Origin of the sequence: Rhodococcus sp. NPDC058532 (assembly GCF_042719255.1) — a bacterium.
Taxonomy (GTDB): domain Bacteria; phylum Actinomycetota; class Actinomycetes; order Mycobacteriales; family Mycobacteriaceae; genus Rhodococcus_G.
Map to the genome: position 1 here is coordinate 133,039 of NZ_JBHXNU010000004.1, position 12,745 is coordinate 145,783.

The following is a 12,745-nucleotide window of genomic DNA, read 5'->3' on the forward strand; positions in this document are numbered from 1 at the left end:
AGTATTCGGGCATGCCTTATCTCGAGCGCGACGGCGACGTCCACATCCTGCACCTCGGTGACCGGGGGCAGACCGACACCGAGAACCGCTTCCACCCGGACTGGATCGACGCGTTCCACACGACCATCGACGAGGTCCTCGCCGTCGACGGCCCGGCCGCGCTGGTGGTGACCGCGACCGGCAAGTTCTTCACCAACGGCCTCGACACCGACTGGCTGTTCGCCAACCTCGGCGAGATCCACGGCTACCTCGACCGGGTCCACACCGTCTTCACCCGGCTGCTGACCCTCCCGATGGTCACCGTCGCCGCGGTCGGCGGGCACGCGTTCGGGGCGGGTGCGATGCTCGCCGCGTCCTGCGACCAGCGGGTGATGCGCGCCGACCGCGGGTTCTGGTGCCTGCCGGAGGCCAAGCTGAACATGCCGTTCACGGTCGGGATGAACGCGCTGATGACGCAGCACCTGCCGCGGCAGACGGCCGTCGAGGCGATGACCACCAGCCGCCGCTACGGCGGGCCCGACGCGCTCGCCGCGGGCATCGTCAACGAGATCGTCGATGGGGACGGGGTGCTCGCGGCCGCCGTCGCCCGCGCCGCGGCGGGCACCGCGCTGCGCGGACCGAACCTCGGCCGGATCAAGGCCGACATTCACGCCCCGATCCTGGCCGCGCTGGCCACCAGGACCGACCCGTCCAACCTCGCCTTCGGATAGGAGTCCGCAGGGCCCGGGGTGCCGCACCAGTGCGGCTGCGGGGCAGCGTGAGTGAGACACTGGAGCCGTGACCCCGGACGTGGACGACGCGCTCACCGCCGCGCAGGCGGACCTGCTCGCGTTGTCCCATTCCCTGCACGCGGAGCCGGAGCTGGCGTTCGCCGAGCATCGCAGTGCCGCGAAGGTCGCGGACGTGTTGTCCCACCACGGGTTCGACGTCACCACGCCCTACGCGGACCTGCCGACCGCACTGTGCGCCGAGTTCGGCAGCGGGGACCTGGTCGTCGGGGTGTTCGCCGAGTACGACGCCCTGCCCGAGATCGGGCACGCCTGCGGGCACAACATCATCGCCGCGGCCGCGGTCGGGGCTGGCATCGCGCTCGCCCCGCTCGCGGACCGGCTCGGGATCACGATCCGGGTGATCGGCACCCCCGCGGAGGAGACCGGCGGCGGCAAGATCCTGATGCTCGAACGCGGCGTCCTCGACGACCTGGCGATGGCGTTGATGGTGCACCCGGGTCCGGAGGACATCGCCGGTGCCCGGTCGCTGGCGATGGCGGACGTCGCCGTCACGTTCAGCGGTCGGGAGGCGCACGCGTCCGCCGCGCCGCAGCACGGCCGCAACGCCGCTGACGCCGCCACCGTCGCGCAGGTCGGTCTCGGGTTGCTGCGCCAGCACCTGGCGCCCGACCAGCAGCTGCACGGGATCGTCAGCGACGGGGGAGCGGCACCGAACATCGTGCCCGCCCGCACCGAGATGCTGTACTACCTGCGTGCGGACACCTCGCGGTCGCTCGCCGAACTCACCGAGCGGGCCTTCGCGTGTTTCCAGGCGGGCGCGCTCGCGGCGGGCTGCACACACGACATTCGCACGGTGTCACCGAATTACGCGGAACTTCGTCCGGACCCCTGGCTGGTCGGGGCGTACCGGGAACTGATCGAGACGATGGGCCGCAGTCCGCTGCCCCCCGACCGGGAAGGAACGCGCCCGTTGGGTAGCACCGACATGGGAAACGTGACGCAGGTGATTCCGGGGATCCACCCGGTGATCGGGATCGAGTCGAACGGTGCGGTGACGCATCAGCCGGAGTTCGCCGCCGCGTGTGTGACCGCCTCCGCGGATCGGGCGGTGCTCGACGGTGCCCGGGCGCTGGCCGGGACCGCGCTCGCGGCCGCCGGTGACCGGGCGCAGCGCGACCGACTGCTCGCCGCGGTGCAGCGGCGCGCGGCGGGAGCGGCGTCGTGAGCAGCTGGATCGACCGCTGGGTCGACGCGCACACGACCGACCTGTCGGCCTGGCGCAGGCACATCCACGCCAACCCCGAGCTGGCCAGGCAGGAGTTCGCCACCACCGAGTTCGTGGCCCGCAAGCTGACCGCGGCCGGCCTCGAACCGCGAATCCTGCCCGGCGGCACCGGTCTCACCTGCGATATCGGCCCGGACGGCCCGCGGGTGGCGCTGCGCGCCGACATGGATGCGCTGCCCCTGCAGGAGGACACCGGTGCCGCCTATTCGTCCACCGTTCCCGGCATCTCCCACGCGTGCGGGCACGATGCGCACACCACCATCCTGCTCGGTGCCGGGCTGGCGTTGACGCAGTCCCCGGAGCCGCTGCCGTACGGCGTCCGGCTGGTGTTCCAGCCCGCCGAGGAGGTGATGCCGGGCGGCGCGCTCGACGTCGTCGCCAGCGGCGCGATGAAGGACGTGTCGAGAATCTTTGCGCTGCACTGCGACCCGCGCCTTGCCGCGGGCCGGGTCGGGGTGCGTCTCGGCGCGATCACCTCCGCGGCGGACACCGTTGAGCTGCTGCTCGACTCGCCGGGCGGGCACACCTCCCGCCCGCACCTGACCACCGATCTGGTGTACGCCCTCGGCACCGTCATCACCGGACTGCCCGGCATGCTGAGCCGGCGCGTCGACCCGCGGACCGGAACGGTCATGGTGTGGGGCGCCGTCAACGCCGGGCAGGCGCCGAACGCGATCCCGCAGTCCGGACGCCTGGTCGGCACGGTGCGCACCGGCAACCACGACACCTGGTTGCTGCTCGAACCGCTGGTCCGGGAGATCGTGGACGGCCTGCTCGCCCCGACCGGCGTCCGGTACGAGCTGAACTACCGGCGGGGGGTGCCGCCCGTCGTCAACGACGAGGTCTCCACCCGGATGCTTGAGCACGCCATCTCCCAGTTGGGTCCCGACGCGCTGTCGGACACTCCGCAATCCGGTGGGGGCGAGGACTTCTCGTGGTACCTCGAGGAGGTTCCCGGCGCGATGGCGCGGCTCGGGGTGTGGTCCGGGGTCGGCCCGCAACTCGACATCCATCAGCCGACCTTCGACCTCGACGAGCGGGCCCTCGGGGTGGGGGTGCGGGTGCTCGCGAACCTCGCGGTCGCTGGCGAGCCGACGCTGCCCTAGGGCATGTCTCCCAATCCCCCATTTCGGCGCCCCTGGCGTCCAATCGCCGCCCAGCGGCGTTGTCGTCGGCGCCGATACAACAGCGGTATCGGCTTCTCCTCCGCCTTGCCGGACGACAATTGTCCGGCCAGGTGCATCCGAGAGGGATTAGGAGACACGCCCTAGCCCCCGTAGCCGGGGGTGCCCGGGCCGACGTTGCGGCTGTTGCGGGTCCGCAGTTCGCGGACGTACTCGGCGGGGGCGCCCGCGATCTCCGCCGCGTCGGCCATCACGCCGAGGTAGCGGGCGGACGGCAGGCCGCCCTCGTAGGCGTCGAGCACGTACAGCCAGGCGAGCGCCGACTCGCCGGTATCCGTGTCGACGCGGAGCCGGATCTTGCGGTGCATGCCGAACTCGGATCCCTCCCAGCGGTCCAGGCTTGCCTCGTCCTCGTCCGGCACGTCGTAGAGCACGACGAACACCCGCGAGTCGGGGTCCTCAACCACCGTCGCGAGCGCACCCTCCCAGCCGATGTCGCCGCCGCTGAACGTCAGCCGCCAGCCGTTCAGCCAGCCGGTACCCGCCATCGGCGAGTGCGGGCAGCGCTGGAGCATCTGCTCCGGGTGCATGTTGGATCCGTACGCGGCGTAAATCGGCACGCGGAAAGCGTAGACCGTGCGCGAACCGACCTCGAACCGTACACAGCACAATCGGCCCCGTTCGGCGCATCGGCGGCTCGTCGGCGTGCGCGTGCACGGTCCGGTGGAATAGCGTGGATGCACCGAGAACTGTGCACACGCTGCCGAAACATGGAGGACGCATGACCCGGATCGTGATCATTGGCGGCGGGCCCGCCGGCTACGAGGCGGCCCTGGTCGCGGCGCAGCACGGGGCGACGGTCGCCCTGGTCGATTCGGACGGCGTCGGCGGCGCGTGCGTGCTGTGGGACTGCGTTCCGTCGAAGACGTTCATCGCGTCCACCGGCGTCCGGACCGACATGCGTCGCGCCACCGACCTGGGGATCGCCCTCGACCCGTCGCAGGCGACGATCGCGCTTCCACAGATCCATGCCAGGGTGAAGAGCCTTGCGCAGGCGCAGTCCGCGGACATTCGGGACAAGCTGCGGACCGCGGGCGTGGAACTGCTCGCGGGCACCGCCGAACTGATCGACCCGGTGATCGGCATGGCCACACACCACGTCCAGGCGACCCTCGCCGACGGCGACGAGCGCGTGCTCGAGGCGGACGTCGTGCTGATCGCGACCGGTGCGTCGCCGCGGGTGCTGGCCGGCGCCGAGCCGGACGGTGACCGGATCCTGAACTGGCGTCAGCTCTACGACCTCGAGGCCCTGCCGGAGCATCTCGTCGTCGTCGGCTCCGGTGTCACCGGCGCCGAGTTCGTCTCGGCCTACACCGAGATGGGTGTGCGGGTGACGATGGTGTCGAGCCGGGACCGGGTGCTGCCGCACGAGGACGCGGATGCCGCGATGGTCCTCGAGGAGGCGCTGTCCGAACGCGGTGTCACCCTGGTCAAGCACGCGCGGGCGGACGCCGTCGAGCGCACCGGGGACGGCATCGTCGTGCGACTGTCCGACGGTCGCGCGGTCACCGGCAGCCACGCCCTGATGACGGTGGGCTCCACCCCGAACACCTCCGGTCTCGGCCTGGAGAAGGTCGGCATCGAACTCGACCGAGGCGGCTACCTGCGGGTGGATCGGGTCTCCCGCACCCGAGTCTCCGGCATCTACGCGGCCGGTGACTGCACGGGCCTGCTGCCGCTGGCGTCGGTGGCGGCGATGCAGGGCCGGATCGCGATGTACCACGCGCTCGGTGAGGGCGTGAGCCCGATCAAGCTCAAGACGGTCGCGTCGGCGGTGTTCACCAGGCCCGAGATCGCCAACGTCGGTGTCAGCCAGGCCTCGATCGACAACGGTGAGGTGCCCGCGCGCACGGTGATGCTGCCGCTGAACACCAACCCGCGGGCCAAGATGTCCAGCCTGCGACGAGGTTTCGTGAAGATTTTCTGCCGCCCCGCGACCGGCGTGGTGATCGGTGGTGTGGTGGTCGCGCCGACCGCCTCCGAGCTGATCCTGCCGATCGCGATCGCCGTGCAGAACAACCTGTCGGTGAACGATCTCGCGCAGACGTTCTCGGTGTATCCGTCGCTGTCCGGGTCGATCACCGAGGCCGCGCGGCAGCTGATGCGGCACGACGATCTGGACTGATCTGTCCGACATGTGGGATCAATGGTTCACATGTCGAACGCGGTGATGCAATAGTGGAAGGCGGCCGGCACCCCCGGCCGCCTTCCGTGCCTCCCGCCCGTGGATCCGCCGGCGACAGGTCTCTTCACGCCTTGTCCCCGCTTGCCGATTCCCCGGAGGATCCCGTGTCCCCAGTCCTCGCGCGCAGCATGGCCGCACTCCGTTCGTCCGCCATTCGTGACCTCCTCGCGGTGACCGCCCGCCCCGAGGTCATCGGCCTCGCAGGCGGCCTTCCCGACCCGAATCTCGTTCCACTCCAGAGAATTCGAGATGCCACCATGCGAGCGCTCGCGACGGCCGACGCGCTGCAGTACACCGAGACCGCGGGACTGCTCGCGCTGCGCGAGGTGATCGCACACCGTGAGTCGGCGCACCGTCCCTGCCGGGTGGACGTGGCCGACGTCGCCGTCACCCACGGCTCCCAGCAGGGGCTGAGCCTGCTCGCTCAGGTGCTCATCGATCCCGGCGCAACCGTCGTCGTCGAGGAACCGGCGTACCCCGGCGCCCTGCAGGTGCTGCGGGCGGCCCAGGCGCGGATCGTGACCGTTCCCCTGGACGAGGACGGCATGCGCGTCGATCTACTGGCCGACCTGCTCGAATCGGGGGAGCGGCCGGTGTTCGTGCACACCGTCAGTACCTTCCACAACCCGCGTGGGGTGACGCTGTCCGCGCCGCGTCGACAGGAGCTCGTGGCACTTTCCGAGCGATTCGGGTTCCACGTCGTCGAGGACGACCCGTACGGAGAGCTGTACTACACCGGTCGGCCACCGGAACCCGTTGCCGCGCTGTCGGATCGGGTGATTCGGCTGTTCAGCGTGTCGAAGATCCTCGCGCCTGCCCTTCGCGTGGGGTGGATGGTCGCCCCGCGCGAGATCCGTGCCGCAGTCGAACTCGTCAAGCAGGGCGCGGACCTGTGCGATTCCCGACTGACCCAGCAGGTGGTCGCAGAACTGCTCGCCGACGGGCCGTGGCTCGACGACCACCTCGCCTGCCTGCGGGCCGATTACGGTCGGCGCGCCGACACGCTGGGTGCTGCGGTCCGGCGCGAGTTCGGCGGCGCCGCGACACTGTCCCCGATCGGCGGCGGAATGTTCGGCTGGCTCGAATTCCACGACGGCACCGACACCGACGCCCTGCTCACGGCGGCACTCGATCGCGGAGTCGCCTTCGTCCCGGGCTCCGCCTTCGCCGTCGGGGCCGGGGATAGTGCGCGCCTGTGCTTCACGACGAACACCGCCGACCGACTGGAGGAGGCAGTCGCCCGGCTCGCGGCTGCCCATGCCTGCTGAGCGGCCTCTGCCCGGTTCCCTGATGTCACATTCGGACACTTGGCGATACCCGATGTGACATCAGGGAGCGTGACCCTGGGTCAGTCGACCCAGTCGTAGGTGCGCTCGACGGCCTTGTTCCACCCCGCGTACAACCGGTCCCGCTGCTCGGCGGGCATGGTCGGGGTCCAGGTGCGGCCGATCTCCCAGTTTGCCCGGATGTCCGCCTCGGAGCTCCAGAACCCGACGGCAAGACCGGCGGCGTAGGCGGCGCCGAGCGCGGTGGTCTCGTTGACGACCGGCCGGATCACCGGGACGTCGAGGATGTCCGCCTGGAACTGCATCAGCGTCTCGTTGAGCACCATGCCGCCGTCGACCTTCAGTGACGTGAGGGCGACGCCGGAGTCGGCTTCCGCGGCCTCGATCACCTCGCGGGTCTGAAAGGCGGTGGCCTCCAATGCGGCCCGAGCCAGGTGCCCCTTGTTTACGAATCGGGTTAGGCCGACGATGGCGCCGCGCGCGTCGGCACGCCAGCGTGGCGCGAATAGCCCGGAGAAGGCGGGCACGATGTAGGCGCCGCCGTTGTCCGGGACCGTGGCCGCCAGCGCCTCCACCTCGGTCGCCGAGCCGATGATGCCGAGGTTGTCCCGCAGCCACTGCACCAGCGACCCGGTGACCGCCACCGAACCCTCCAGCGCGTACACCGGCGGGGCGTCGCCGATCCGGTAGCACAGTGTCGTCAGCAGTCCGTGTCCGCTGTGCACCGGCGTCGTTCCGGTGTTGAGCAGCAGGAAGTTTCCGGTGCCGTAGGTGTTCTTCGCCTCGCCCGGGCTCAGGCACGCCTGCCCGAAGGTGGCGGCCTGCTGGTCGCCGAGGATGCCGGCGATCGGGACGCCTGCCAGGGTGCCGCGCTCCCGGCAGGTGCCGTACGACGCCGAGGAACTGCGGATCTGCGGCAGCATCGACATCGGGATCCGCAGGTCGGCGCAGATCTGTTCGTCCCAGTCGAGTGTCGTCAGGTCCATCAACATGGTCCGGGACGCGTTGGTGACGTCGGTCGCGTGCACCCCGCCGTCCGGTCCGCCGGTCAGGTTCCACAGGATCCAGCTGTCCATCGTGCCGAAGCACAGCTCGCCCGCCTCGGCGCTGGCCCGCACCCCGTCCACGTTGTCGAGGATCCAGCGCAGCTTCGGACCCGAGAAGTACGTCGACAGCGGCAGTCCGGTGACCTTCCGGTACCGGTCCGGGCCCATCCCGGCGGCGAGTCGCTCGCACAACTCGTCGGTCCGGGTGTCCTGCCACACGATCGCGTTGTGCACCGGCACGCCGGTGGCGCGGTCCCACACGACGGTGGTCTCGCGCTGGTTGGTGATGCCGACCGCGGCGATGTCGTCGCGGGTGAGGTCCTTCTTCGCGAGCGCGGCGGCGACAACCTCCCTGGTGCTGCGCCAGATCTCGGCGGCGTCGTGCTCGACCCAGCCCGCCCGCGGGAAGATCTGGCGGTGTTCCTGCTGCGCGGAGGTGACAACACGGCCGCCGTGATCGAAGATCATGCAGCGACTCGACGTGGTGCCCTGGTCGATGGCGGCGACATACACGCCTCGAAGCTACTAGCCTGGACGCTGATCCGCCGACATAAGGAGCTCGCATGGGCACGGTGCCGGAACACGATCTGCCGGGACGAGGGGGTCCGCACGCGACCGCATCGCTCGGACCCGAGCAGCGGGCGCGGGCCTGGGAGGACCTGCAGGCCGACCAGTTCGACGTGGTGGTCGTCGGTGGCGGCGTCGTCGGGGCGGGCGCGGCGCTCGACGCGGCGACCCGCGGGCTGAAGGTCGCGCTCGTCGAGGCCAGGGACTACGCGTCCGGCACGTCGTCCCGGTCGTCGAAGATGTTCCACGGCGGTCTGCGGTATCTTGAACAGCTCGAATTTGGTTTGGTCCGTGAGGCGTTGCGGGAACGCGAACTGTCGCTGACGACGCTGGCGCCGCACCTGGTGAAACCACTTGAGTTTCTGTTCCCGCTGATGCACCGGATCTGGGAGCGCCCGTACATGGCGGCCGGGATTTTCCTGTACGACCAGATGGGGGGCGCCAAGTCGGTTCCCCCGCAGAAGCATTTCACCCGGTCGGGGGCGTTGCGTCGCGCACCGGGCCTGAGGCGGAACTCCCTCGTCGGCGGCATCCGCTACTACGACACCGTCGTCGACGACGCCCGGCACACGATGACGGTCGCCCGCACGGCAGCGCACTACGGCGCGGTGGTGCGCACCTCAACTCAGGTGGTCGGGTTCCTGCGCGAGGCCGATCGGGTTTCCGGTGTGCGGGTGCGGGATTCGGAGGATGGCAGGACCGCGGAGGTGCGCGGTCACGTCGTGATCAACGCGGCCGGGGTGTGGACCGACGAGATCCAGGCCCTGTCGAATCAGCGCGGCAGGTTCCGGGTGCGCGCCAGCAAGGGCGTGCACATCGTGGTGCCGCGGGACCGGATCGTCAGCGAGGCGGCGATCATCCTGCGCACCGAGAAGTCCGTGCTGTTCGTCATCCCGTGGGGCGGGCACTGGATCATCGGCACCACCGACACCGACTGGAACCTTGACCTCGCGCACCCGGCGGCGACGAAGGCCGACATCGACTACATCCTCGGGCACGTCAACAAGGTGCTGGTCACCCCGCTCACCCACGACGACATCGACGGGGTCTACGCGGGCCTGCGCCCCCTGCTCGCCGGCGAGTCGGACGAGACGTCGAAGCTGTCGCGGGAGCATGCGGTGGCGCGGGTGGCGCCGGGGATGGTCGCGATCGCCGGCGGCAAGTACACCACCTATCGGGTGATGGCCGAGGACGCCGTCGACCTGGCCGCCGAGGACGTTCCGGCGCGGGTCGCCCCGTCGATCACCGAGAAGGTGCCGCTGCTCGGCGCCGACGGCTACTTCGCGCTCGCCAACCAGACCGTGCAGGTGGGGCAGGTCTACGGGCTGCACCCGTACCGGGTCAAGCACCTCCTCGACCGGTACGGCTCGCTGATCCATGAGGTGCTCGAACTGGGTTCGCGCACACCGGAACTGCTGCAGCCCATCACCGACGCCCCGGATTATCTCCAGGTCGAGGCGGTGTACGCGGCCAGCCGCGAGGGGGCGCTGCACCTGGAGGACATCCTCGCCCGCCGCATGCGGATCTCGATCGAGTACCCGCACCGCGGCGTCAACTGCGCGGAGCAGGTGGCGGAGCTGGTGGCGCCGGTGCTGGGGTGGGATCGGGCGGCGATCGATCGGGAGGTCGCGACCTATCGGGCACGGGTGGAGGCGGAGATCGCGTCGCAGCGGCAACCGGACGACCAGTCCGCGGACGCGTTGCGGGCCGCTGCGCCGGAGGCGCGCGCGGAGATCCTGGAGCCGGTGCCGATCGCGCGGTGACCGTCAGTGCGTGAGGATCAGCTTGATCGCGACGACCCCGACGGCGAGGACGCCGAGCACGAGCGAGGCGAGCAGGGTGTTGCGGGTGGGGCGTTCGCCGCGCAGCCGGGTGATCACGTAGGTGATGCCGGTGATGCGGGTGACGACCCAGATCTCGGCGAGCAGCAGTGCCGTGCCCAGTTCGAGCCAGCCGAGCCCACCCATGCCGACCACCACGGCGGGGATCACCCCGGACGTGAGCACCGGGACGGAGTCCCGCAACTCCTGGATCCGCTCGACCGGGGTCAGGGAGCGGCCCATCCGGGTGCTGCGGCCGACGGACTCGGCGAACGCGTGCGCGACGAACGTGGACAGCGAGGTGCCGATGACCACCAGACCCGCGTGCGTGACCGTCGTGTTGTTCAACGGGATCAGGGCGGTCAGGACCAGGATGTTCCCGTAGACGTACGCGCTGATGCGGCTGGCGTAGTCCTCGACGGGCAGCGGCGGGCGCGGCATGCCGTCCACTGTCCCATGGGCACCGCGGTCAGGCGGTGAGGCCCGCGGTGAGGGTGCGGATGCAGCGGGCGGCGATGTCCGCGGGCGTCCCGGCATCCCCCGGCCCGTCCCCGGTGCCCGCCCAGGTCTGCAGCGCCAGCCGCATCGCGGTGTTGCCCGCGACCGCGGTCAGGCGCACCTCGAGCGGATCGGCGTCCGGGCCCATCAGGTCGCCGAGGATCCGCACCAGGGATTCCTCGGTGTTGTGCACGACCCGGAACCACACCGATTCGAGGGCCGCGTCCCCGGGAACCGCGCGCAGCAGGTCCCGGCCGAGGCGCAGCGAGTCCAGCTCGCCGGGGTCGGCGCGGGTCAGGGCGCGGCGCGCGGTGTCCTCGAGGGCGCGGGCGGCCGGGGTGCCGGCCGGGGTCGCGGCGAGATCGGCCAGCCAGCCGGCGACGCCGATGGTCAGCAGCGGGGTCACCGCCTCCTCCTTGGTGCGGAAGTACCGGTAGAACGTCCGCAGCCCGATCCCGGCCGCGCCGGCGATGTCCTCGGCGGTGACGCCGCTCGTGCCGCGCCGGGCGAACAGTTCGGCGGCGCGCCGCGCAATCTCGAACTGGGTCTGCGCCTTGCGGCGCTCGGTCAGGGGGCGAGGGGCTGGTGTGGTTGGGTCCGCCATGCACCCATGATGGCACGATGTGCCATTTCGGCGTAGCGTGCAGGGACCGTGTCGGACGGCGATGCGGGTGAACGCGAAGGAGTGCAGCTGATGAATCGCTTCGAGGGTCGCAGGGTGCTCGTCACCGGGGCCGGATCGGGCATCGGGCAGGCGACGGTGGCCCGCATCCTCGCCGAGGGTGGCGTGGTTGCCGCGGCGGACGTGTCCGCGGACGGTCTCGAGGTCACCCGGCAGCGCGCCGAGGACGCGGGCGCCGGGGACCGGCTGAGCACCGTCGTCGTCGATATCTCCGACGAGACGTCGGTGCGCGACAACGTCGGCGGCGCGATCGAGCGGCTCGGCGGCCTGCAGGTCCTCATCAACGCGGCAGGCATCCTGCGCTCCGCGCACACCGCCGAGATGTCGCTCGACTTCTGGAACACGATGATCGGCGTCAACCTCACCGGCACCTTCCTGGTGACGCGGCAGGCGCTGCCCGCGCTGCTCGACAACGGTCAGGGCGTGGTGGTGAACTTCAGCTCCACCTCGGCGCACTTCGCGCACCCGTACATGGCCGCCTACGCCGCGACCAAGGGCGGCATCCGCTCGTTCACCCACGCGATCGCGCTCGAATACGCCAAGCAGGGCCTGCGGGCGGTCGCCGTCGAGCCCGGCTCGATCGCGTCGGGGATGACCAGCAACCCCGGCTTCCCGGAGCAGGGCGTCGATCCGACCCTGATCGGCAAGCTGTACCCGTGGATCGGGGAGGGCTTCGCGCCGCCGGAGGACGTCGCGGGGGTGATCGCGATGCTGGCCTCCGACGACGGGCGCTTCGTCACCGGCACCGAGATCCGCATCGACGGCGGCACCCACATGTGACGGCCCGCGCTGCGGTGTCGGACCCCGGCTCAGGGGAACAGGAGCGTCTCGAGCCGGGGGTCGGCGTGCACCGCCTCGAGCCGGGACCGGTCCGCGGCGGCGACGAGGGTGTGCTCGTCGTCGATCCCCGTTGCCGCGCACCAGCTCCGGTCCCGGGGCCACCAGAAGTTCGGGGTGCGCGAGCGCACCACGCGCCCGCCCGGAACCCGGGTCGCCGCGATCACCTGGTACTCGAGGCCGTCCGGTTCCCGCACCCGCGCGCAGCCCCCGATCTCCTCGTCCAGGAATCCCGCCCAGCCCGCCCACATCAGCCCCGACCCGGCGTCCGGGAAGTGCTCGTAGAGCGCGGGGACGAGCTCGACCGGAACCGATCCCATCTCCGGTCGTCCGTCGAAGACGCCGTCCACCACCGCGTTCGGGCCGTCGACCGCCGCGACCTGCATGAAGGTGGCGCCGGGCGACAGGGTGGTGCCGCACGCGGCGGCGATGGCGGCCCAGCTCACCGGGGTCGGCTCGGCGCCGCCGTCGAGGTAGGCCGGATGCAGGATCTGCAGCAGGGGCCCGAAGCGGTCCGCCAGCCACCCGCCGCCAGCAAGGGCGTCGGGATAGCGGTACGGGAACACCCATTCCGCCGCCGACGGGTCGGGGTCGCCGATCCACCCGATCGCGGTGTCCGTCATG

The 12,745-nt window shown here is 70.9% G+C and carries 12 protein-coding genes; 7 read left to right on the forward strand and 5 right to left on the reverse strand.

The window, feature by feature from the left end:
- Nucleotides 1–11: 11 nt before the first annotated feature.
- From ACFWQG_RS06970 to ACFWQG_RS06980, 3 genes are all read left to right on the forward strand, one after another.
- Nucleotides 12–710: an enoyl-CoA hydratase/isomerase family protein gene (locus ACFWQG_RS06970; protein WP_378506870.1), complete on the forward strand. Its 699-nt coding sequence runs from the start codon at nt 12–14 to the stop codon at nt 708–710.
- A gap of 67 nt (nt 711–777) precedes the next feature.
- A complete protein-coding gene (locus tag ACFWQG_RS06975) occupies nt 778–1,956 on the forward strand; it encodes a M20 family metallopeptidase (protein ID WP_378506871.1) in 1,179 nt (392 codons plus the stop codon).
- Entirely contained in the window at nt 1,953–3,122 is a 1,170-nt protein-coding gene (locus tag ACFWQG_RS06980; protein WP_378506872.1) for a M20 family metallopeptidase, read from the forward strand. The genes ACFWQG_RS06975 and ACFWQG_RS06980 overlap by 4 nt, the downstream gene beginning before the upstream one ends.
- Nucleotides 3,123–3,283: 161 nt before the next feature.
- Here ACFWQG_RS06980 and ACFWQG_RS06985 read toward each other — a convergent pair whose 3' ends face one another.
- Nucleotides 3,284–3,760 (reverse strand): gamma-glutamylcyclotransferase, encoded by a 477-nt coding sequence (locus ACFWQG_RS06985; protein ID WP_378506873.1) that lies wholly within the window; start codon nt 3,758–3,760, stop codon nt 3,284–3,286.
- Nucleotides 3,761–3,921: 161 nt separating this feature from the next.
- On the opposite strand from ACFWQG_RS06985, the gene ACFWQG_RS06990 reads away from it, so the two are divergent.
- Entirely contained in the window at nt 3,922–5,325 is a 1,404-nt protein-coding gene (locus tag ACFWQG_RS06990) for an NAD(P)H-quinone dehydrogenase (protein WP_378506874.1), read from the forward strand.
- 188 nt (nt 5,326–5,513) lie between these two features.
- Nucleotides 5,514–6,653, forward strand: a complete 1,140-nt coding sequence (locus ACFWQG_RS06995; RefSeq protein ID WP_378507039.1) for a PLP-dependent aminotransferase family protein — start codon at nt 5,514–5,516, stop codon at nt 6,651–6,653.
- An 80-nt stretch (nt 6,654–6,733) separates the two neighbouring features.
- On the opposite strand, the gene glpK is transcribed toward ACFWQG_RS06995, so the two are convergent.
- On the reverse strand, nt 6,734–8,185 hold the full coding sequence (gene glpK / locus ACFWQG_RS07000) for a glycerol kinase GlpK (RefSeq protein ID WP_378507040.1): 1,452 nt from the start codon (nt 8,183–8,185) through the stop codon (nt 6,734–6,736).
- A gap of 95 nt (nt 8,186–8,280) precedes the next feature.
- On the opposite strand from glpK, the gene ACFWQG_RS07005 reads away from it, so the two are divergent.
- The gene (locus tag ACFWQG_RS07005; RefSeq protein WP_378506875.1) at nt 8,281–10,047 is read left to right on the forward strand and encodes a glycerol-3-phosphate dehydrogenase/oxidase; all 1,767 of its coding nucleotides are present in this window, start codon (nt 8,281–8,283) and stop codon (nt 10,045–10,047) included.
- A 3-nt stretch (nt 10,048–10,050) separates the two neighbouring features.
- Here ACFWQG_RS07005 and ACFWQG_RS07010 read toward each other — a convergent pair whose 3' ends face one another.
- Together ACFWQG_RS07010 and ACFWQG_RS07015 are read right to left on the reverse strand one after the other, a co-directional pair.
- A complete protein-coding gene (locus tag ACFWQG_RS07010; RefSeq protein ID WP_378506876.1) occupies nt 10,051–10,545 on the reverse strand; it encodes a hypothetical protein in 495 nt (164 codons plus the stop codon).
- Nucleotides 10,546–10,573: 28 nt separating this feature from the next.
- On the reverse strand, nt 10,574–11,206 hold the full coding sequence (locus tag ACFWQG_RS07015; RefSeq protein ID WP_378506877.1) for a TetR family transcriptional regulator: 633 nt from the start codon (nt 11,204–11,206) through the stop codon (nt 10,574–10,576).
- A 90-nt stretch (nt 11,207–11,296) separates the two neighbouring features.
- On the opposite strand from ACFWQG_RS07015, the gene ACFWQG_RS07020 reads away from it, so the two are divergent.
- Nucleotides 11,297–12,064 (forward strand): SDR family NAD(P)-dependent oxidoreductase, encoded by a 768-nt coding sequence (locus ACFWQG_RS07020; protein WP_378506878.1) that lies wholly within the window; start codon nt 11,297–11,299, stop codon nt 12,062–12,064.
- Nucleotides 12,065–12,093: 29 nt separating this feature from the next.
- Here the strand turns inward: ACFWQG_RS07020 and ACFWQG_RS07025 are convergent, their stop codons facing one another.
- Nucleotides 12,094–12,744, reverse strand: coding sequence for a hypothetical protein (locus tag ACFWQG_RS07025; RefSeq protein ID WP_378506879.1), 651 nt, complete (start codon nt 12,742–12,744; stop codon nt 12,094–12,096).
- Nucleotide 12,745 lies beyond the last annotated feature (1 nt).

Bases quoted from the DNA above. Each gene is read 5' to 3' on its own strand.
- ACFWQG_RS06970 (WP_378506870.1), top strand. From the start codon at position 12: ATGCCTTATCTCGAGCGCGACGGCGACGTCCACATCCTGCACCTCGGT.
- ACFWQG_RS06990 (WP_378506874.1), top strand. From the start codon at position 3,922: ATGACCCGGATCGTGATCATTGGCGGCGGGCCCGCCGGCTACGAGGCG.
- ACFWQG_RS06995 (WP_378507039.1), top strand. From the start codon at position 5,514: ATGGCCGCACTCCGTTCGTCCGCCATTCGTGACCTCCTCGCGGTGACC.
- glpK (WP_378507040.1), bottom strand. From the start codon at position 8,185: ATGATCTTCGATCACGGCGGCCGTGTTGTCACCTCCGCGCAGCAGGAA.
- ACFWQG_RS07005 (WP_378506875.1), top strand. From the start codon at position 8,281: ATGGGCACGGTGCCGGAACACGATCTGCCGGGACGAGGGGGTCCGCAC.
- ACFWQG_RS07010 (WP_378506876.1), bottom strand. From the start codon at position 10,545: ATGCCGCGCCCGCCGCTGCCCGTCGAGGACTACGCCAGCCGCATCAGC.
- ACFWQG_RS07015 (WP_378506877.1), bottom strand. From the start codon at position 11,206: ATGGCGGACCCAACCACACCAGCCCCTCGCCCCCTGACCGAGCGCCGC.
- ACFWQG_RS07020 (WP_378506878.1), top strand. From the start codon at position 11,297: ATGAATCGCTTCGAGGGTCGCAGGGTGCTCGTCACCGGGGCCGGATCG.
- ACFWQG_RS07025 (WP_378506879.1), bottom strand. From the start codon at position 12,744: ATGACGGACACCGCGATCGGGTGGATCGGCGACCCCGACCCGTCGGCG.